The following is an 18212-nucleotide window of genomic DNA, read 5'->3' on the forward strand; positions in this document are numbered from 1 at the left end:
AGGTTGACTTGCGGTGAAATCCGCCAGCGAGTCTAGCACGTGGCACATGCAGACTCGCGCTGCGGGTTAGACTGCGGTGCAGTGGCGATAGGCAGACAGAGGCGATAAATGGTTGCGCGTGTACGGATGATGGGGCGAGTGGCCGGCCGCTATCCGGCCCTGCTGGCGTTGTTGGCGCAGCTATGCGCGGCGCTGGTGGTGGGCGGGGTGATCGTTGTGGCGCAGCAGTACTCGAGCTGGCGCCCCAGCGGCCTGGCCGCCGGTTTGATCCTGGGGTTGTTGGCGGCGAGTGTTGGTCGCGGGTTCGGTTTGTCGTCTTGGTGGTGGTGGCTGAACTTGGCGTTCGTCCCGGCGTTGCTGCTGTTCAGCGGTGCGGCGCTGCCGTCCTGGGTGTTTCTTGCCGGCTTCCTGCTGCTATTGCTGTGCAACTGGAACAGCGTCGGTGAGCGGGTGCCGCTGTATCTGACCGGGGCGCGCAGTCGTCAGCAGCTGGCCGAGTTACTCGTCCGGCAAGCCGTCGATTTCCGTTTCGTCGATCTCGGCTGTGGCCCGGCAGGAGCCTTGCTTTGGCTGGCGCGGCGCTTTCCCCAGGCGCAGTTTGTCGGAGTGGAGACCGCGCCCTTGCCGTTTGCCATTGCCTGGCTGCGCGCATTGCCGCAGCACAACTGCCGGATTCGCTATGAGAATCTCTGGCGCACCGAGCTGGGGCAATTCGATGTGGTCTATTGCTTTCTCTCGCCCGCGCCGATGGCGGCGCTCTGGGCCAGGGCCGTGGCGCAAATGGCCGTCGGTGCCTGGCTGATCAGCAACAGCTTCGAGGTGCCCGGGGTGCCGGCCGATCAGCAAGTCGAACTGCATGACTGGCGCGACTCGCGCCTGCTGTTATGGCAGATGCCGGGCGTTGGTCGGAGCTGATTGGCCGTGGCCAGGGCAAGTCGCCAGGTTTGCATGCGGGTTTATTCGCTAAACTGCCGGTATCAGCCGAGGAGTACAGCATGCAAAACCCGCAGAATCTGATCTGGATCGACCTGGAAATGACCGGGCTCGATCCAGAAAAGGACGTGATCATTGAAATGGCCACGATCATTACCGATAGCGACCTCAATATCCTGGCCGAGGGCCCGGTGATTGCCGTGCATCAGAGTGACGAGGCGCTAGCCGGCATGGATGAATGGAACACCCGCACCCATGGCGAAAGCGGCCTGGTCAAGCGCGTGCGCGAGAGCAGGATCAGCCAGGCCGAGGCCGAGGCGCAGACCATTGCCTTTCTCGAGCAGTGGGTGGCCAAGGGCCAGTCGCCGATCTGCGGTAACAGCATCGGTCAGGATCGGCGTTTTCTCTATCGTTACATGCCGGATCTGGAAGCGTATTTCCACTACCGCTACCTGGATGTCTCGACCCTGAAGATCCTCGCCGAGCGCTGGGCGCCGAAACTCAAGGAGGGCTTCCAGAAGAAAGCCAGCCACCAGGCGCTTGACGATATTCGCGAGTCCATCGCCGAGCTCAAGTACTACCGCGAGCACTTCATCAAGGCTTGAGCCTTGGGTTTAGGGGGCGCGCCGTTCGGCGTGGCGCGCCAGCGCCCATTCGACATGCTCGCGCACCAGCGCCGAGGGGTGGTCGCGGCGCGCCTCGAGCGCCTCGAGCACCGGGATACTCGAGGGGGCATTGCCCAGGCCGACCGCCAGGTTACGTAGCCAGCGCTCGTAGCCGGCGCGGCGCAACGGCGAGCCTTCGGTGCGACTGAGAAATTCTTCTTCGCTCCAACGGAACAGCGCGGCCAGCTCGGCGTTGTCCAGTTGATGGCGCGGCTGGAAGTCGCCCTGCTCGGTGGGGCGGGCAAAGCGGTTCCACGGGCAGACCAGCTGACAGTCGTCGCAGCCGAACACGCGGTTGCCGATCGGTGCGCGCAGCTCCACGGGGATCGAGCCTTTCAGTTCGATGGTCAGGTAGGAAATGCAGCGCCGTGCATCCAGCAGGTAAGGGCCGACAAAGGCCCCGGTCGGGCAGATGTCCAGGCACGCGCTGCAGCGCCCGCAATGTTCGCTGGCGTGCGGCGCGTCGACCGGCAGGGGCAGGTCGACGAACAGCTCACCCAGGAAGAAATAGCTGCCGGCCTTGCGGTTGAGCACCAGGGTGTTCTTGCCGATCCAGCCGAGCCCGGCCTGTTCGGCGATGGCTTTTTCCAGTACCGGGGCACTGTCGACAAAGGCGCGATAACCGAAGGGACCGACCTGTTGCTGGATGCGCTCGGCCAGCTGCTGCAGGCGCTTGCGAATCAGCTTGTGGTAATCGCGCCCCAGGGCGTAGCGCGAGACATAGGCCTTCTCCGGCTCGCCCAGGCGCTGGGCCATTTGCGTGTCGCCGGGCAGGTAATCCATGCGCAGCGACACCACCCGCAAGGTGCCGGGTACCAGCTGGTCGGGATGCGAGCGTTTGCTGCCGTGGGCGGCCATGTAGTCCATCTCGCCCTGGTAGCCGGCGTCCAGCCAGCGTTGCAGGTGCGCCTCGTGCTCGCCCAGCTCCAGCCCGGCGATGCCGACCTGTTGAAAGCCCAGCTCGCGGCCCCAGTCCTTGATCGATTGGGCGAGGGCGGCGAGGTCGAGTGCGGCAGTTGTCATATGGGGCGGGTAACCGGGGCGGAGGTGAGTATAATTCTGCCAGACATCGGAGCCGACGCATGCCGCAATCGCCAGACAATCTTCCCCTCGCCCTGTATAGCGCCGCTCAGGTGCGCGAACTGGATGCCCGCCTGATCGCCGCCGGTACCCCCGGTTTCGAGCTGATGAGCCGCGCTGCTCATGCCATCTGGCGGGCGCTGCGTCGCCGTTGGCCGGACGCCGGGGCGCTGTCGGTCCTGGCCGGCTGCGGCAACAATGCCGGTGACGGTTACCTGGTGGCCGCTCTGGCGTTGCGTGCCGGCTGGCGCGTGCAACTGTTGGCGGTGGGCGATCCGGCGCAGCTGCGGGGCGATGCAGCGCTGGCGCGCGATGAGGCGCAGGCCGCTGGCGTGACGATCCAGCCCTGGAGCGAGTGCGCCGCGCTGAGTGGCGTTGTGCTCGATGCGCTGCTTGGCACCGGTCTGAACGGCGCGGTGCGTGAACCCTATGCCCGGGCGATCCGCCTGCTCAACGCCAGTGGCCTGCCGGTTCTGGCGGTGGATATTCCCTCGGGCCTGTGCGCCGATCGTGGTCAGGTGCTGGGCGTGGCGGTGCGTGCGCAGCTGACAGTGACCCTGATCGGCCTGAAGCTGGGGCTGTTCACCGGGGTGGCGCCCGATTGGGTGGGCGAGCTGGTATTCGATGACCTGCAGGCCGACCCGGCGCTGGTTGCTCGGCAGGCGTGCGTGGCGCAACGCCTGGCCGGGGCGAATGTGCCGCGCTTGCCGGCGCGACCGCGCGGCGTGCACAAGGGCCAGCTGGGTCATGTGCTGGTGGTTGGCGGTGATCGCGGCTTGGCCGGCGCCGCCCTGTTGGCGGCGCAGAGCGCGTTGCGCAGCGGCGCCGGGATGGTGTCCCTGGCCACCCGAGGCGAACATCTGGCCGCGGCGCAGGCGCGCATCCCCGAGGTGATGGGCTTTGCCGTGGCCTCGGCCAATCAGTTGCGGTCGCTCGGCGCTGCGGCCAGTGTCTGGGTGGTCGGGCCGGGCCTGGGCCAGGGGGCCTGGGGTCGCAGCCTGTTGTCGCTGGCGGCAATCACCGACGCGCCACAGGTGTGGGATGCCGATGCCCTGAACCTGATGGCCGCTGGTGTGGTCAAGATGCCGGGCGGTGGTGTGATCACCCCGCATCCAGGCGAAGCCGCGCGCTTGCTGGGTATCAGTAGCGCCGCTGTGCAGGCAGATCGTCCGGCAGCGGCGCTGGCCTTGGCCCGGCGCTATCAGGCGGTGTGTGTGCTCAAGGGCGCGGGCACACTGCTGGCCGATCCAGCTGGGCAGCTGTTGCTCTGTGATCGCGGCCATCCGGCAATGGCCGGCGCCGGCCTGGGCGATGTGCTGGCGGGCCTGATTGGTGCGCTGCTGGCGCAGGGCTTGCCGGTGCTGGCGGCGGCCAGTCTGGCCGTCTGGCTGCATGCGAGCGCGGGTGAACGTCTGGCCGAACAGGGCTGTGGGTTGGCGGCGAGCGATCTGTGCGCCGTCATTCGTCAATTGTTGCTGGAGCAGTCAGCTTGACCGAACTAGAGCTGTATGCCGCCGATGAAGCGGCGATGTTGAACCTGGGCGCGCGCATCGCCCGGGTGACTGGCGGGCGTGGGGTGATCTATCTGCATGGCGACCTGGGTGCCGGAAAAACCACCCTGTCGCGCGGGATCATTCGCGGTCTTGGCCATGTCGGGGCGGTCAAGAGTCCGACCTTCACCCTGGTCGAGCCTTACGAAATCGATGCGGTGCGCGTGTTCCATTTCGACCTGTATCGCCTGGTCGATCCGGAGGAACTGGAGTACCTGGGGATACGCGACTACTTCGAGGGTGATGCCTTGTGCCTGGTCGAGTGGCCAGAGCGCGGTGCAGGCGTTTTGCCAAAGGCCGACATGGACATTACCATTACCGCGCAAGCGCCCGGTCGCGCCCTGCATCTGCAGGCGCAAGGCGTACGCGGCAAAACCTGGTGTGCCGCTTTGGCCGCTGGAGCATGATCAAAACAAAATGGGGTCGGGTATGCGCATAGGCGCGCGTTTCATCGCGGTTGGAGTGGTACTGGCGGCGCTGGCTGTCGAGGTGTTTGCCGCTTCGGATGTGCGCAGCGTCAGGCTGTGGCGTGCGCCGGACAACACGCGGCTGGTATTCGACCTGTCCGGTCCGGTGCAGCACAGTGTCTTTACCCTCACGGCACCGAATCGCATCGTCATCGATGTCAGCGGCGCCAAGCTGGTGACTGGCTTCGATAACCTGGCGCTGACTAATACCCCCATTACCGGGGTGCGTTCGGCGCAACGCACGCCAGAAGATCTGCGCGTGGTGATCGATTTGTCGGCGCAGGTCACACCGAAGAGTTTTGTCCTGGCGCCCAACCAGCAATACGGCCATCGCCTGGTGGTTGATCTGTTCGATCAGGAGTCGGGTGCGGCCCCCAGCCTGCCCGTGACGCAGGTTGCCAGTGCGCCGCCGCTACCGGTCACGCCGACCCAGACGCCGTCCAAGTGGACGCCGTTGCCCAGTGGCAAGCGCGATATCGTCATCGCCATCGATGCCGGTCACGGCGGCGAAGATCCAGGCGCGTTGTCTCCGGTCAAGGGTTTGTTCGAGAAGCACGTGACCCTGGCAATTGCCAAGGAGCTGCTGCGCCAGGTCAATGCCGAGAAAGGCTATCGCGGTGAGTTGGTGCGTACCGGCGACTATTTCATCCCATTGCGCAAGCGCACCGACATCGCGCGCAAGAAAGGTGCCGATCTGTTCGTTTCGATTCATGCCGATGCGGCGCCGCGGGCGGCGGCCTTTGGCGCGTCGGTGTATGCCCTGTCGGATCGCGGCGCCACCTCGGAGACGGCGCGCTGGCTGGCCGACTCGGAGAACCAGTCGGACCTGATCGGCGGCGCCGGCAATGTCAGTCTGGACGATAAGGACCGTATGCTGGCCGGGGTATTGCTGGATCTGTCGATGACCGCCTCGCTGTCGTCCAGCCTGAATGTCGGCAACAAGGTCCTGAACAATATGGGGCGGATCACCCCGCTGCATAAGCGTCGGGTCGAGCAGGCGGGTTTCATGGTACTCAAATCGCCGGATATGCCGTCTATCCTGGTCGAAACCGGTTTCATCTCCAACCCTAATGAGGGGCGCAAGCTGGCCAGTGTCGGCCATCAGCAGGCGCTGGCACGCTCTATCGTGACCGGCGTGCGGCAGTTCTTTCAGCAAAACCCGCCGCCCGGCAGCTACGTCGCCTGGCAGCGTGATAACGGCAAGATCGCCCAGGGACCGCGCGAGCACGTGGTCAGCTCCGGTGAGAGCCTGGCGTTGATTGCGCTACGTTATCAGGTCAGCTTGGGCGCTCTGCGCAGTGCCAACTCGCTGCGCTCCGACGTGATCAAGGTCGGCCAGACCCTGCAGATTCCAAGCACCGCACTGGCGGCTCAACCATGAGTAACGAAGCGCGTATCCAGTTGCTGAGTCCGCGGCTGGCCAACCAGATCGCCGCCGGCGAGGTGGTCGAGCGGCCCGCTTCGGTGATCAAGGAGCTGCTCGAGAACAGCCTGGACTCCGGCGCCCGCCGCATCGACGTGGATGTCGAGCAGGGTGGGGTCAAGCTGCTACGGGTGCGTGACGACGGTGGTGGCATCGCCCCGGACGATCTGCCGTTGGCGTTGGCCCGGCATGCCACCAGCAAGATCCGTGAGCTTGAAGACCTCGAGCAGGTGATGAGCCTGGGCTTTCGTGGCGAGGCGCTGGCTTCGATCAGTTCGGTCGCACGCCTGACCCTGACTTCGCGCACGGCGGACGCCGAGCAGGCCTGGCAGGTGGAAACCGAAGGCCGCGATATGCAGCCACGCGTGCAGCCGGCCGCGCATCCGGTTGGCACCTCGGTGGAGGTGCGCGACCTGTTCTTCAATACCCCGGCGCGGCGCAAGTTTCTCAAGACCGAGAAGACCGAATTCGATCACCTGCAGGAAGTCATCAAGCGCTTGGCGCTGGCGCGTTTCGATGTGGCTTTCCATTTGCGCCATAACGGCAAGACCCTGCTGGGGTTGCATGAGGCGCATGACGATGTCAGTCGTGCGCGGCGGGTGGCTTCAGTCTGTGGGGCGGCCTTCCTCGAGCAGGCGCTGCCCATCGAGGTCGAGCGCAATGGCCTGCGTCTGTGGGGCTGGGTTGGCTTGCCGACCTTCTCGCGCAGCCAGGCAGACCTGCAGTATTTCTACGTCAACGGCCGCACGGTGCGCGACAAGCTGGTCGCCCATGCGGTGCGTCAGGCCTATCGCGATGTGCTGTTCAATGGCCGTCATCCGACCTTTGTGCTGTTCCTGGAGATCGACCCCTCAGTGGTCGATGTCAACGTACACCCGACCAAGCACGAAGTGCGCTTTCGCGACGGACGCATGGTCCATGACTTTCTTTACGGCACCCTGCATCGCGCCTTGGGCGATGTGCGTCCGGAAGACCAGCTGGCGGCACCGGCCGCTGTGAGCGGCATGCTGGCCCCGGTTGGGCAGGCGGCCGGTGAATTCGGTGCCCAGGGCGAGATCGGTTTGGCGGCCAGTTTGCTCGAGCCGGCGCCGGGCGAGTCGATCTGGCGCTCGCCGGGAGCTGGCTATCAGGGGCAGCGACCGCAGGCCGGAGTGCCGGCTGCCGAGGTGCAGGGGGCCTACCGCGAGTATTTCGCGCCGCTGAGCGTGACGCCGGCAAGCCTGCCCGAGGCGCAGGGCGATGTGCCGCCGCTCGGTTATGCCATCGCCCAGCTCAAGGGGGTGTATATCCTCGCCGAGAACGTGCAGGGGCTGGTGCTGGTCGACATGCATGCGGCGCACGAGCGGATCACCTATGAGCGGCTAAAGGTCGCCATGGCCAGCGAGGGGCTGCGCGGGCAGCCATTGCTGGTGCCCGAATCCCTTGCCGTCAGTCAGCGTGAGGCGGATTGCGCCGAGGAACATGCGGCCTGGTTCCAGCGTCTGGGTTTCGAGTTGCAGCGTCTGGGGCCGGAAAGTCTGGCTATCCGGCAGATTCCTGCGCTGCTCAAGCAGGCCGAGGCCAATCGATTGGTGGCGGATGTGTTGTCCGACCTGCTCGAGTACGGCACCAGTGACCGGATTCAGGCCCACCTCAACGAGCTGCTTGGCACCATGGCCTGTCATGGCGCGGTGCGTGCCAATCGACGCCTGAGCCTGCCGGAAATGAACGCCCTGCTGCGCGACATGGAGCAGACGGAGCGCAGCGGTCAGTGTAATCATGGTCGACCGACCTGGACCCAGCTGGCTATGGACGACCTGGATAAGCTGTTCCTGCGTGGTCGCTGACCTGGCTGCGGGCGATTGGCGCTCGCGCCATACCGAGAAGCATTGACGATGTCCGAACGCCTGCCGCCGGCAATTTTCCTGATGGGGCCTACCGCCGCCGGCAAGACCGATCTGGCCCTCGAGCTGACGCGGGTGCTGCCGTGTGAACTGATCAGTGTCGATTCGGCCTTGATCTATCGCGGCATGGACATCGGCACCGCCAAGCCCGACAAGGCCACTCTTGCCGAGTTTCCCCATCGTCTGATCGACATCCGCGACCCGGCCGAAAGCTACTCGGCGGCGGAGTTTCGTGCCGACGCCCTGGCGGCGATGGCCGAGATCAGCGCGCGTGGGCGCATCCCGCTGCTGGTCGGCGGCACCATGCTGTATTACAAGGCGTTGCTCGAAGGTTTGGCCGATATGCCAAGTGCCGACCCGCAGGTGCGTGCCGAGTTGGCGGCGCGTGCCCAGGTCGAAGGCTGGGATGCCCTGCATCGCGAGCTGCAAGCGGTCGATCCGGAGTCTGCAGCGCGCATCCATCCCAATGACCCGCAACGGCTGGTTCGGGCGCTGGAAGTGCACCGAGTCAGCGGTTTGAGCATGACCGCGCATCGCCAGCGCCAGGCTGAGCAAAATCATGTATTGGGCGCCTCAGGTGCGGGACAATTCCCCTATACTGTCGCGCACTTGGCTATCGCTCCGGCGCAGCGCCAGCTGTTGCATGCGCGAATTGCACAACGATTTCAGTTGATGTTGGAACAGGGCTTTGTCGGCGAGGTCGAACGCCTGCGTCAGAGAAGTGACCTGCACCTGGGATTACCGTCTATACGAGCGGTGGGTTATCGCCAGGTGTGGGATTTTCTGGACGGTAACCTGAGCGAGGCGCAGATGCGCGAGCGCGGCATCATCGCCACGCGTCAGCTGGCCAAGAGGCAGTTTACCTGGTTGCGCAGTTGGGCCGATTTGCACTGGCTGGACAGTCTGGCTTGTGACAATTTACCGCGCGCCTTGAAATACCTAGCAGCGGCCTCCATATTGACCTGAGATCTTGTCATTGGCCGTCTATCCTTGGGGGTACCACGGCCTGACGTCATTTATTGTCTTACTAAAACTATTAATTATTGATTTTTCAAAGGAGTGCGACACATGTCAAAAGGGCATTCGCTACAAGACCCTTACCTGAATACCCTGCGTAAGGAACGCGTCCCGGTTTCCATCTACCTGGTCAATGGCATCAAGCTGCAAGGTCAGATCGAGTCTTTCGACCAGTTCGTGATTCTGCTGAAAAATACTGTCAGCCAGATGGTCTACAAGCACGCTATCTCCACTGTGGTGCCAAGCCGACCAGTGCGTTTGCCGAGCGTTTCCGAGACTGAGCTGGCTGAAGCTGCTGAAAACGAGCCGGGCAACGCCTGATTTAGGAGGTCGTATTGTTCTTCGAGCGCCATGAAGGGGGTGAGCGGGCTGTCCTGGTTCATCTGGACGGTCAAGACTCCGCGGCGCGCGAAGATCCGCAGGAGTTTCAGGAGCTCGCCATTTCGGCTGGCGCTGACACTGTTGCCTTCCTTAGCGTGCCGAGTAACCGGCTGACGGCGAAATACCTGATCGGCAGTGGCAAGGTCGAGGAGTTACGCAACCAGGTCAAGACCCTCGAGGCGGACCTGGTTATCTTCAATCACGTCCTCACGCCCAGCCAGGAACGCAACCTCGAGCGGATTTTCGAGTGCCGGGTACTCGATCGGACTGGCCTGATTCTCGATATTTTCGCCCAGCGCGCACGTACTCACGAAGGCAAGCTGCAGGTCGAGCTGGCCCAGCTGGATCATCTGAGCACGCGCCTGGTCCGCGGCTGGACTCACCTGGAGCGGCAGAAGGGGGGGATCGGTCTGCGTGGTCCAGGTGAGACTCAGCTGGAAACCGACCGCCGTTTGCTGCGGGTACGCATTCGCCAGATCAAGCAAAAACTGGAGAAGGTGCGCAGTCAGCGCGAGCAGGCGCGGCGCGGGCGCAAGCGCGCGGATATCCCCTCGGTGTCTCTGGTTGGCTACACCAACGCCGGCAAGTCGACCCTGTTCAATGCGCTGACCGAGTCTGATGTGTACGCTGCCGATCAGCTGTTTGCCACCCTGGATCCGACCTTGCGTCGACTGGAGTTGGATGACCTGGGGCCGGTGGTGTTAGCCGATACCGTGGGTTTTATTCGTCATCTTCCGCATAAACTGGTCGAAGCTTTCCGTGCCACCCTCGAGGAGTCGAGCAATTCCGATTTGCTCCTGCATGTGATCGATGCGCATGAGCCTGAGCGTGATCAGCAGATCGAACAGGTGATGGCGGTGCTGGGCGAGATTGGCGCGCACGAGTTGCCGATGCTCGAGGTGTACAACAAGCTGGATCTGCTCGAGGGTGTTGAACCGCAGATTCAGCGTGATGCCGATGGCAAACCGCTACGAGTTTGGTTGTCTGCCCGCGACGGGCGTGGCCTGCCTCTGCTGAAGCAAGCCGTTGCCGAGTTGTTGGGCGATGAACTGTTTATCGCTACCTTGCAGTTGCCGCAGGGCCTGGCGCGCCTGCGTGCACAGTTTTTTGACTTGGGTGCGGTGCTGAGTGAGGCGCATGCCGAAGATGGCAGCAGTTTGCTGGCAGTACGTCTGCCGCGAATTGAGTTGAATCGACTGGTCACCCGGGCAGGTTTGAAACCGCTGGAATTTATCGAGCAACACACTTTGCAATAAAGCCTGCGTCAGTGGTTTTGCCGCTGATGGCCGGCATTCGGTAGCATTGGTCGGCGCGCCGTGGGCGCGTCTTTGCTTTATTAGATGGAGAGCGCTATGGCTTGGAATGAGCCGGGTGGCAACTCGAACAATCAGGATCCTTGGGGCGGCCGCAAAGGCGGTGATCGCAAGGGGCCGCCGGATCTCGACGAAGCCTTCCGCAAGCTGCAGGAAAGCCTCAACGGGCTGTTCGGTGGTGGTAAGAAACGTGGCAGTGATGACGGCGCTGGTAAAGGCGGTGGTTTCGGTCTGCTATTCATTGGTCTGGGTTTGCTCGCGGCCGTTTGGCTGTACAGCGCGATCTACGTGATCGATGAGCAGGAGCAGGCCGTAGTGCTGCGTTTCGGCAAGTACTACGAAACCGTAGGGCCGGGCCTGAATATTTACTTCCCGCCAATTGATCGCAAGTTCCAGGAGAACGTCACCCGCGAGCGTGCTTACAGCAAGCAGGGACAGATGCTCACCGAGGACGAGAACATCATCGAAGTGCCGCTGACCGTGCAGTACAAGATCAGCAATTTGCAGGACTTCGTGCTCAACGTCGATCAGCCGGAAATCAGCTTGCAGCACGCCACAGACAGCGCCGTGCGCCACGTGGTCGGTTCGACCGAGATGGATCAGGTGCTGACCGAAGGCCGTGAGCTGATGGCCAGTGAGGTCAAGGATCGCTTGCAGCGCTTCCTCGATACCTATCGCACCGGCATCAATGTGACCCAGGTCAACTTGCAGAGTGCAGCGGCGCCGCGTGAAGTGCAGGAGGCCTTCGACGATGTGATTCGTGCCCGTGAAGATGAGCAGCGTGAGAAGAATCAGGCGGAAACCTATGCCAATGGCGTGGTGCCGGAAGCGCGCGGTCAGTCCCAGCGTCTGATCGAAGACGCCAATGGTTACCGCGAGGAAGTGGTTTCCCGTGCAACGGGTGAGGCCGATCGCTTTACCGCTCTGGTTGCCGAGTACCGCAAGGCGCCGGAAGTCACGCGTGAGCGTTTGTATCTCGACACCATGCAGGAATTGATGAGCAACACCAGCAAGGTGCTGGTGACTGGCGACAAGGGCCAGAACAATCTGCTTTATCTGCCGCTGGACAAGATGATCGATGGTCGCAGTTCGTCTGCGTCCGGCTCGATCTCGGCTGCGGGTGTCAGTGATGCAAGTTCGCGAGTGAAAATGGACCCGCGTCAGGTTGAGCTGCGCACAAGGGAGAGCCGCTGATGAGCAATAAATCGCTGATCGCCCTGATTGTTGGCGTAGTGCTGGCGTTGGTGGCCTGGAACAGCTTCTATATCGTGGCGCAGACCGAGCGGGCCGTGCTGTTGCAGTTCGGCCGTATCGTTCAGCCGGATGTGCAGCCGGGTTTGCATGTGAAGGTTCCTTACGTCAATCAGGTGCGCAAGTTCGATGCCCGCCTGCTGACCCTGGATTCCTCCAGCTCGCGTTTCCTCACTCTGGAAAAGAAAGCGCTGATGGTCGATGCCTTCGCCAAGTGGCGAGTGCTCGATGCCGAGCGTTACTACACCGCGACTTCGGGTATCAAGCAGATTGCCGACGAGCGCCTGGCGCGTCGTCTGGAGGCTTCGCTGCGTGACCAGTTCGGCAAGCGCACCTTGCACGAGTCGGTTTCCGGCGAGCGTGATGCGCTGATGGCGGACGTTACGGCTTCGCTCAATCGTGCGGCACAGAGCGAGTTGGGCATTGAGGTGGTGGATGTACGGGTCAAGGGAATTGATCTGCCGAAAGAGGTGAATCGCAGCGTATTCGACCGCATGAGCTCCGAGCGTGAGCGTGAGGCTCGCGAGCATCGTGCCAAGGGTAAGGAGTTGGCCGAAGGTATTCGTGCCGATGCCGATCGTCAGCGCCGTGTGCTGCTGGCCGACGCGTACCGCCAGGCTGAAGAGCTGCGCGGTGATGGTGATGCCCAGGCGGCGGCTATCTACGCCAAGGCCTATGGTCAGGATCAGGAGTTCTACTCCTTCTATCGCAGCCTGAGGGCTTATCGCGAGAGCTTCGCGGACAAGCGTGATGTGTTGGTGCTTGATCCGAGCAGCGATTTCTTCCGCTACCTGGAAAAGTCCAAACCTTGACCTCTGCTCCGGCGGGCGCAAGGCGTCCGTCGGGGTGACCGCTGAAGAAAACGTGGTATCATGCGGCAGCCGGGAAAATCCCGGCTTTTTTGCGTCTGTGGGTAACATGTGGCAGGAATTTGGCATTGCGTTTTGTCTGCTGCTGGTGCTGGAAGGCATCCTGCCTTTCCTCTGCCCGCGCCTTTGGCGTGGGGCAGTCGCACAGCTTGCAAGGCTGTCGGATCGACGACTGCGACTGATGGGGCTGGCCAGCATGTTGCTGGGTACGGCTCTCCTTTTTCTGCTTCACTGAAGGCTTGTGCCGCCCGGTTCAAGAGGGGAATGGCGAAATGGCAACGGTAGACCGCTGGTTACTGCCAGATGGCATCGAAGAAGTACTGCCGCCGGAAGCGGCGCGCATTGAAGTCGCGCGCCGTCAGGTGCTGGACCTGTTCCAGCGCTGGGGCTATGAATTCGTGGTGACGCCGCATATCGAATACCTGGAGTCGCTGCTTACCGGCGCCGGCCGGGATCTGGATCTGCGCACCTTCAAGGTGACTGACCCGTTGTCGGGTCGGCAGATGGGCTTTCGTGCCGATATCACGCCGCAAGTGGCGCGCATCGACGCGCATACCCTGCGCCGCGAAGGGCCGAGTCGGCTGTGCTATGCCGGCAGCGTGGTGCATGCTCAGCCGCGCGCGCTGACCACCTCGCGCAGCCCGATCCAGTTGGGGGCCGAGTTGTATGGCGATGCCAGTCCAGCCAGTGACGTGGAAGTTATCAGCCTGCTGGTGGATACCCTGGAGTTGGCGCAGGTGCCCGACATTCACATGGATCTCGGTCACGTCGGTATCTACCGTGGCCTGGCCCGTGCCGCCGGCTTGTCTGGCGAAGTTGAGCAGCAATTGTTCGATGCGCTGCAGCGCAAGGCCATGGATGAGATTGTGCTGCTGACCGAGGCCTTGCCGGCTGCGTTGTGCAAGATGTTACGCGCCCTGGCCGAGCTCTGTGGTGGTCGTGAAGTGCTGGACCTGGCGCAGGCGTGTCTGGTCGAGGCGCCGGACGATGTACATGCCGCGCTGGATGACTTGTTGGCGATTGCCGATGCGCTGAGCCTGCGTTACCCGGAGTTGCCGCTGTACTTCGATCTGAGTGAGTTGCGCGGCTACCGTTATCACACCGGCGTGGTGTTTGCGGCCTTCGTGCCGGGTGTCGGCCAGTCGATTGCCCAGGGCGGTCGCTATGACGATATCGGCGCGGATTTCGGCCGGGCGCGTCCGGCAACCGGGTTCTCCACCGACCTGAAAACCCTGGTCAGTCTTGGGCAGATGCCGCTCGGTGAAGTGCCTGCGGGCATCTGGGCGCCGGATCATCATGATGTGTACCTGTGGCAGGCGGTGCAGCGACTGCGGGGTGATGGCGAACGTGTGGTGCAGGCTCTGCCTGAGCAGGCCTTGGCCGCGGCTCGCGAGGCGGGCTGTGATCGTCAATTATTGCTGTGTGATGGTCGTTGGCAGGTGGCGCCGTTGGCTGTCTAAGCCGGCAGGCACTCTGGCTCCATCCCCCAGCGGGTCGCCCATACGGGTCGGCCTGAATTGTTTCCGTCGGCCGTGGTCGACATCAAGCTTGCGCGAAGAGGACAAGTGTTATGGGTAAGAATGTCGTAGTCCTGGGCACCCAGTGGGGCGATGAGGGCAAGGGCAAGATCGTCGACCTGCTCACCGAACAGGCTGCAGCCGTCGTGCGTTATCAAGGTGGCCACAATGCCGGTCATACCCTGGTGATCGACGGCGAAAAAACCGTCCTGCACCTGATCCCTTCGGGCATCCTGCGCGAGAATGTCCAGTGCCTGATCGGCAATGGCGTAGTGGTTGCCCCTGACGCACTGATGCGGGAAATCATCAAGCTGGAAGGAAAGGGCGTGCCGGTACGCGAGCGCCTGCGTATCAGTCCGTCTTGCCCGCTGATCCTGCCCTATCACGTGGCCCTGGATCAGGCGCGCGAGAAAGCCCGTGGCGATCTCAAGATCGGTACCACCGGTCGCGGCATCGGCCCGGCTTACGAAGACAAGGTGGCGCGTCGCGGATTGCGTATTGGCGATCTGTTCCATCGCGAGCGTTTCGCCGCCAAGCTGGGCGAGTTGCTCGATTACCACAACTTCGTGCTGCAGAACTATTACAAAGAGCCGGCCATCGATTTCCAGAAAACCCTGGATGAGTGCATGGAATACGCCGAGCTGCTCAAGCCGATGATGGCCGATGTGACCGCGGTGCTGCACGAGATGCGCCGCGAGTCCAAGGACATCATGTTCGAGGGTGCCCAGGGTTCGCTGCTGGACATCGACCACGGTACCTACCCCTACGTAACCAGTTCCAATACCACGGCTGGTGGCATTGCAACCGGTTCGGGTTTCGGGCCGATGTACCTGGATTACATCCTCGGCATTACCAAGGCCTACACCACGCGCGTCGGCTCTGGGCCGTTCCCGACCGAATTGTTCGATGAAACCGGTGCTTTTCTCGCCAAGCGCGGTCATGAGTTCGGCTCCACCACCGGTCGTGCCCGTCGATGCGGCTGGTTCGATGCGGTGATCCTGCGTCGCGCCATCGAAATCAACAGCATTTCCGGTTTGTGCCTGACCAAGCTCGATGTGCTCGATGGTCTCGAGACCATTCGCATCTGTGTCGGCTACAAGGATCAGTACGGTGAGGTGCTGGTTGATGCGCCGACCGATGCCGACAGCTATCTGGGTCTGCAGCCGGTGTATGAGGAGCTGCCAGGCTGGAGCGAATCGACCCTGGGCGCCAGAACCCTGGACGAGTTACCGGCCAGTGCGCGTGCTTATATCAAGCGGGTGGAAGAGTTGGTCGGTGCGCCTGTCGACATCATCTCCACGGGGCCGGATCGCAACGAGACCATCGTGCTGCGTCACCCGTTCGCCTGATTGCCGTGAGCGGTACAGCAAGGGGTCGCCATGGGCGGCCCTTTGTCGTTTTATGGCGATGGCTTCAGCTTTGTATTTTGTGGCCGATCACTGGTAATAAGCTGTCCTGATTTGAAAGGAGTGGGATCTTGTCCGCCATGTTCGCATTGCTGCACAGCCGTTTGTTGCGTCCGGTATTCATTGCCCTGGGTGTGGCCATGCTGGTGCAGGTATTCCTGGCCGTATGGCTGACCCGCACCACTGTGGATGACCTGGTTGCCGACCTGGCAACGCGCCTGCAGGCCGATAGCCAGCGCCTGGGTGGCGAGCTGGACGCTGCCGAGCGTGAGGTGGTGCAGAGTTTGGCGGCGCTGTCGGCAAATACTCGTGAGAGTCTTGGTGCGGCGTTGTCCGGGCGGCTTCAGGCTGAGCAGGAGCAGTTGCGCGCAGTGCTCGAGCAGAATCTCAAGCAGTCCGGCAGCGCCATGGCGCAGTTGCTGGCCGGCGTCGCCCCCAAGGCTATCTGGGATGACGATAGGCCGGCGCTGACGGCGTTCACGCGTATCGCTCAGCGCGACCCGGCGGTGCTGTTCGCCGTTTATTACGATGCGCAGGGCCAGCGTCTGACCCGCAATTTCAATCGCAGCGATGCGCGGGTGCGCGCCTTGGTGGCTGCGGGGAAGGGCGATACCAAGCTGGACAAGCTGGTCGACGCGGCCTCGCGTGATCCGCAGGTGTACCTGGTCGAGGCGTCTATCAATCCCATGGGGGCGCAACTCGGCAAGGTCCAGTTGGGGTTGTCCAGGGCTGCTGTGGAGCAGGAGTTGCAGGCGCTGGATCAGCGTTTCTCTGCGCTGGTGGACAGTGCGGGCGAGTTGGTCGATAGCAGTCTGGCCAGCGCCGCCGGCGAAAGCACTCAGGCGCTGCAGCGGCGCCTGGCTGAGGCGCAGCAGGCGGCTGAGGGCATGGCGCAGGGCAGTCTGAGCTCGGTCAGGGCGGCTGCCGAGAGCTTGCGCTGGCGCATCGCGGTCGGGCTCTTGGTGGTCGGTGTGCTGGCGCTGCTGGCGGTGGCGCTGGTCCTTGGTTGGCGGGTGTTGAGTCGCCTGCAATTGCTGATCGCGGCCTTGCAGGACTTGGCGGAGGGTGAAGGGGACCTGACCCGGCGGGTCGAGCTGGACAGTCGTGATGAGGTGGGTGAGATGGCCGCCGCGGTCAATCGGTTTGTCGCCAGGTTGCAACCCATTGTGCGCGAGGCGGGCGAGGTGGCGGTGCTCACCGGGCGGGAAATCGACGGCCTGGCATTGCGCAGTGCCGCGGCTGAGGCTGCCGCCGGGCGCCAGCGCGACGAGGTGGCGGGCAGCCTCAAGGCCTTGGCGCAGATGGCGGGCGAGGCGCAGGCGGAAAGCCAGGCGATGCAGGAGGCGTTGCGCCGGGTGGCGGCGATTCGTCAGTCTACCCAGGATAATGCGGCGATTGCGGCGCGGGTCGGTGGCGCGATGGAGGCCCTGGTGCTGCGAGTTGGTGAGGGGGCGGCGGTGATCGAGCGACTGGCCAGGCAGAGCGAGCAGATCGAAGTGGTGCTGACGGTGATCCATGGTATCGCCGAGCAGACCAATTTGCTGGCCTTGAATGCGGCCATCGAGGCGGCCCGCGCGGGGGAGAGTGGTCGTGGTTTCGCCGTGGTCGCCGATGAGGTGCGTGCGCTGGCGAGCAAGACCCAGCAGTCGACCGGCGATATTCAGGCGCATATCGGCGCCTTGCAAAAAGGTGCGCGTGAGGCGGTTGGCGCCATCGGGCAGGCGGGTCAGCAGGCAGATCAGGGGCTGGCTGCGCTGCTGGAAAGCGCCAAGGTGCAGCAGTCGGTCCAGGCCGCGGTGGAGGAGGTGCATGGCGCCATCAATGCGGCGACTCAGGCGGCGGCGCATCAGGCAGAAGGTGCCGATGCGGTGCGTGGGCGGGTCGAGGTGATTCATGCCGAAGCTCAACATGCGGCCGAGGCGGTGGCTGCCACGGCCGACAGTGGGCGAGTGCTGGATGGTCTGGCCAAGCAGCTGAAAGCCAGTCTGGGGCAGTTCCGCGTTTAGACTTTGCTCCGGTAATGCAAATTTTGCCGGATGGATCTGGCCATCAGGCTTCGGTCGGCAGAGCCTGATGGCTTGGTTTGCGGGGCTGTAGCCTGCGAATTGCCATCAGCCGGTATGGGGTTTGGGCTGCTTGACGGTCGATCGCACTAAATCGCAGGCAAGAAAAAACCGAGCGCTTGGCTCGGTTTTTTTGAATTGGTGCCCAGGAGAAGACTCGAACTTCCACGACCGTAAGGTCACCAGCACCTGAAGCTGGCGTGTCTACCAATTTCACCACCTGGGCTTGATTGCAATGATCGCTCATTTGCTATCAACTACAACTCGGTTAACTTCGTTTCCCGTCGTTGTGGCGCGCATAATACGGTTCGACTTTTTACTTGTAAAGCCCTGTGATCAAATAATTTTATTCTGTGTGCTGTGCTGACCCGGATAGTGGTTTCGCGCTTCAATA

General features: G+C 62.9%; 16 protein-coding genes, 1 tRNA gene and 1 pseudogene. 16 read left to right on the plus strand and 2 right to left on the minus strand.

Translation table 11 applies throughout. The features are described from left to right. Positions 1-108: 108 nt before the first annotated feature. A complete protein-coding gene (locus PH586_RS00970; protein WP_271345906.1) occupies positions 109-915 on the plus strand; it encodes a class I SAM-dependent methyltransferase in 807 nt (268 codons plus the stop codon). A gap of 80 nt (positions 916-995) precedes the next feature. Beyond that, a complete protein-coding gene (orn, locus tag PH586_RS00975) occupies positions 996-1538 on the plus strand; it encodes an oligoribonuclease (RefSeq protein ID WP_238040247.1) in 543 nt (180 codons plus the stop codon). A 9-nt stretch (positions 1539-1547) separates the two neighbouring features. On the opposite strand, the gene queG is transcribed toward orn, so the two are convergent. After that, entirely contained in the window at positions 1548-2621 is a 1074-nt protein-coding gene (queG, locus tag PH586_RS00980; RefSeq protein WP_271345907.1) for a tRNA epoxyqueuosine(34) reductase QueG, read from the minus strand. Positions 2622-2680: 59 nt separating this feature from the next. On the opposite strand from queG, the gene PH586_RS00985 reads away from it, so the two are divergent. The 14 genes and pseudogenes from PH586_RS00985 (at position 2681) to PH586_RS23615 (ending at position 17761) form a co-directional block, all read left to right on the plus strand. Next, on the plus strand, positions 2681-4171 hold the full coding sequence (locus PH586_RS00985; protein WP_271345908.1) for an NAD(P)H-hydrate dehydratase: 1491 nt from the start codon (positions 2681-2683) through the stop codon (positions 4169-4171). Continuing rightward, complete coding sequence (tsaE, locus tag PH586_RS00990; protein WP_271345909.1) at positions 4168-4635, plus strand: tRNA (adenosine(37)-N6)-threonylcarbamoyltransferase complex ATPase subunit type 1 TsaE; 468 nt, start codon at positions 4168-4170, stop codon at positions 4633-4635. The genes PH586_RS00985 and tsaE overlap by 4 nt, the downstream gene beginning before the upstream one ends. A gap of 10 nt (positions 4636-4645) precedes the next feature. Next, complete coding sequence (locus PH586_RS00995; protein ID WP_271345910.1) at positions 4646-6076, plus strand: N-acetylmuramoyl-L-alanine amidase; 1431 nt, start codon at positions 4646-4648, stop codon at positions 6074-6076. Further along, the gene (gene mutL / locus PH586_RS01000) at positions 6073-7944 is read left to right on the plus strand and encodes a DNA mismatch repair endonuclease MutL (RefSeq protein ID WP_271345911.1); all 1872 of its coding nucleotides are present in this window, start codon (positions 6073-6075) and stop codon (positions 7942-7944) included. Before PH586_RS00995 ends, mutL begins: the two co-directional genes overlap by 4 nt. A 48-nt stretch (positions 7945-7992) precedes the next feature. Continuing rightward, positions 7993-8967, plus strand: coding sequence for a tRNA (adenosine(37)-N6)-dimethylallyltransferase MiaA (miaA, locus tag PH586_RS01005; protein WP_271345912.1), 975 nt, complete (start codon positions 7993-7995; stop codon positions 8965-8967). Positions 8968-9069: 102 nt separating this feature from the next. Then, entirely contained in the window at positions 9070-9339 is a 270-nt protein-coding gene (hfq, locus tag PH586_RS01010) for an RNA chaperone Hfq (RefSeq protein WP_238040229.1), read from the plus strand. A gap of 14 nt (positions 9340-9353) precedes the next feature. Next, positions 9354-10655 (plus strand): ribosome rescue GTPase HflX, encoded by a 1302-nt coding sequence (hflX, locus tag PH586_RS01015; RefSeq protein WP_271345913.1) that lies wholly within the window; start codon positions 9354-9356, stop codon positions 10653-10655. Between the two features lie 96 nt (positions 10656-10751). Continuing rightward, complete coding sequence (gene hflK / locus PH586_RS01020) at positions 10752-11906, plus strand: FtsH protease activity modulator HflK (RefSeq protein ID WP_271345914.1); 1155 nt, start codon at positions 10752-10754, stop codon at positions 11904-11906. After that, positions 11906-12775, plus strand: a complete 870-nt coding sequence (gene hflC / locus PH586_RS01025) for a protease modulator HflC (protein WP_238040223.1) — start codon at positions 11906-11908, stop codon at positions 12773-12775. Before hflK ends, hflC begins: the two co-directional genes overlap by 1 nt. A gap of 106 nt (positions 12776-12881) precedes the next feature. Further along, complete coding sequence (locus tag PH586_RS01030; protein ID WP_271346437.1) at positions 12882-13067, plus strand: DUF2065 domain-containing protein; 186 nt, start codon at positions 12882-12884, stop codon at positions 13065-13067. A 37-nt stretch (positions 13068-13104) separates the two neighbouring features. Then, the gene (locus PH586_RS01035; RefSeq protein ID WP_271345915.1) at positions 13105-14292 is read left to right on the plus strand and encodes an ATP phosphoribosyltransferase regulatory subunit; all 1188 of its coding nucleotides are present in this window, start codon (positions 13105-13107) and stop codon (positions 14290-14292) included. Positions 14293-14402: 110 nt separating this feature from the next. After that, a complete protein-coding gene (locus PH586_RS01040) occupies positions 14403-15698 on the plus strand; it encodes an adenylosuccinate synthase (RefSeq protein ID WP_271345916.1) in 1296 nt (431 codons plus the stop codon). A 944-nt stretch (positions 15699-16642) separates the two neighbouring features. Continuing rightward, positions 16643-16903 (plus strand): annotated as a pseudogene (locus PH586_RS23610) (HAMP domain-containing protein); the annotation flags it as partial. Continuing rightward, positions 16877-17761 (plus strand): methyl-accepting chemotaxis protein, encoded by an 885-nt coding sequence (locus PH586_RS23615; RefSeq protein ID WP_408636748.1) that lies wholly within the window; start codon positions 16877-16879, stop codon positions 17759-17761. The pseudogene PH586_RS23610 and the gene PH586_RS23615, both read left to right, overlap by 27 nt. A gap of 196 nt (positions 17762-17957) precedes the next feature. Here PH586_RS23615 and PH586_RS01050 read toward each other — a convergent pair. Next, positions 17958-18044: transfer RNA gene (locus PH586_RS01050), tRNA-Leu, on the minus strand. Between the last annotated feature and the right edge of the window lie 168 nt (positions 18045-18212).

It is taken from the genome of Pseudomonas aestuarii (assembly GCF_027988105.1).
Classification (GTDB): domain Bacteria; phylum Pseudomonadota; class Gammaproteobacteria; order Pseudomonadales; family Pseudomonadaceae; genus Aquipseudomonas; species Aquipseudomonas aestuarii.